The sequence below is a fragment of the Verrucosispora sp. SN26_14.1 genome (genome assembly GCF_004307965.1).
In the GTDB taxonomy this organism is placed as follows: domain Bacteria; phylum Actinomycetota; class Actinomycetes; order Mycobacteriales; family Micromonosporaceae; genus Micromonospora.
Genome location: NZ_SISL01000692.1, coordinates 1 through 2147, shown reverse-complemented (window position 1 = coordinate 2147; position 2147 = coordinate 1). Strand labels below are relative to the sequence as shown.

1 protein-coding gene and 1 pseudogene are annotated in these 2147 nt (G+C 68.8%); one reads left to right on the top strand and one right to left on the bottom strand.

Going from position 1 to position 2147, the window contains the following annotated elements:
- A pseudogene (locus tag EYA84_RS30960) lies at positions 1-236 on the bottom strand (SAM-dependent methyltransferase); the annotation flags it as partial.
- Positions 237-565: 329 nt separating this feature from the next.
- On the opposite strand from EYA84_RS30960, the gene rpsA reads away from it, so the two are divergent.
- Positions 566-2053, top strand: coding sequence for a 30S ribosomal protein S1 (gene rpsA, locus EYA84_RS30955; protein WP_117227135.1), 1488 nt, complete (start codon positions 566-568; stop codon positions 2051-2053).
- Positions 2054-2147: the final 94 nt, after the last annotated feature.

Sequence of the window (2147 nt, the reverse complement as noted above, 5' to 3'; positions counted from 1 at the left end):
GCGCAGGACGCCGCGCCGCAGCCGACCTCCAGCACCCGGCGTCCGGCCACCTCGCCGAGCAGCCGGGCGTCGGCCTCGCGCAGCCCCTCCGGGCACCAGACGAAGTCCACGTCACCCAGGAAGGCCCCGTGCTCGGCCTGGTAGGCGTCGGCGTCGGTGTCCCACCAGTGGCGGTTGGCGCGGCGGATCTCGGCGTCGCCGACCCGGCGCCGGGTCACCCGGTTGTCGTCGTTCACCCGCTCACGCTAGGGCGTCGGGAGGGGGTGGGGCGGCGGTGGGCCGGGGTGTCGTGGTGTCGGCTGGCCGAAATCTCCGCTTTCGCGGGTGGTGAGGTGATGAGGAGACGGGAGGGCTTGCACGCTGTGGTAATGCAGCGGGTAGGGTAGACGATGCGCTCGCGGATCGCGTGCCTCGGCAGGGAGCAGGTGCGCGGTCGACGGAGTCACATCACGATCTCGTTCAGCGATTTCCGGGTGGTGGGTCCGCCGGCGGATCCGTTGGCGCGCACAGGTCACCGCGACACCAGCCTGCTGTGACACACCATCCGACCGGAGCAACCGCCCACATGACGAGCAGCATCGAGGCCCCCTCGAGCGCCACCAAGGTCACCGTCGACGATCTCGGCTCTGAGGAAGCTTTCCTCGCCGCGATCGACGAGACCATCAAGTACTTCAACGACGGCGACATTGTCGAAGGCACCGTCGTCAAGGTCGATCGGGACGAGGTCCTGCTCGACATCGGCTACAAGACCGAGGGCGTCATCCCCTCTCGTGAGTTGTCGATCAAGCACGACGTGGACCCGGCAGAGGTCGTCTCGGTCGGTGACCACATCGAGGCCCTGGTCCTCCAGAAGGAGGACAAGGAGGGTCGGCTGATCCTCTCCAAGAAGCGGGCGCAGTACGAGCGGGCCTGGGGCACGATCGAGAAGATCAAGGACGAGGACGGTGTCGTCCGCGGTTCGGTCATCGAGGTGGTCAAGGGTGGCCTCATCCTCGACATCGGGCTGCGCGGCTTCCTGCCCGCCTCCCTGGTCGAGATGCGGCGTGTGCGCGACCTGCAGCCGTACGTCGGCCGTGAGCTCGAAGCCAAGATCATCGAGCTGGACAAGAACCGCAACAACGTGGTGCTGTCCCGCCGTGCCTGGCTGGAGCAGACGCAGTCCGAGGTGCGCACCGAGTTCCTCAACAAGCTCCAGAAGGGGCAGGTCCGCAAGGGCGTCGTCTCCTCGATCGTCAACTTCGGCGCGTTCGTCGACCTCGGCGGCGTGGACGGTCTGGTGCACGTCTCCGAGCTGTCCTGGAAGCACATCGACCACCCCTCCGAGGTGGTCGAGGTGGGCCAGGAGGTCGAGGTCGAGGTCCTGGACGTCGACCTGGACCGCGAGCGGGTCTCGCTGTCGCTGAAGGCGACCCAGGAGGACCCGTGGCGGCAGTTCGCCCGCACCCACGCGATCCAGCAGATCGTGCCGGGTAAGGTCACCAAGCTCGTGCCGTTCGGTGCGTTCGTCCGCGTCGACGACGGCATCGAGGGTCTGGTGCACATCTCCGAGCTGGCCGAGCGCCACGTGGAGATCCCCGAGCAGGTCGTGCAGGTCGGCTCCGAGGTCATGGTCAAGGTCATCGACATCGACCTGGAGCGTCGCCGGATCTCGCTGTCGCTCAAGCAGGCCAACGAGGGCTTCGTCGAGGGCGAGGAGCACTTCGACCCCACCCTCTACGGCATGGCTGCCACGTACGACAACGAGGGCAACTACATCTACCCGGAGGGCTTCGACCCGGAGACGGGCGAGTGGCTCGAGGGGTACGACAAGCAGCGCGAGACCTGGGAGAACCAGTACGCCGAGGCGCGGCAGCGCTGGGAGGCGCACCAGAAGCAGGTGCAGACCTCTCGGGCCGCCGAGGCCGAGGCCGCTGCCAACCCGCAGCCCGCCCCGACCGGCACCACCACCTCGACCAGCGCGGCACCCAGCCGTCAGGCCGAGGAGCCTGCGGGCACCCTGGCCACCGACGAGGCGCTCGCCGCTCTGCGGGAGAAGCTCGCCGGCGGTAAGTGACCCGCTGCTGACGACGACGGGCCCCGCCCCGACCTGGATGATCCGGGTCGAGGCGGGGCCCTCGCCGTCGACCGGCCCGCCCGCCCGTGCCGGC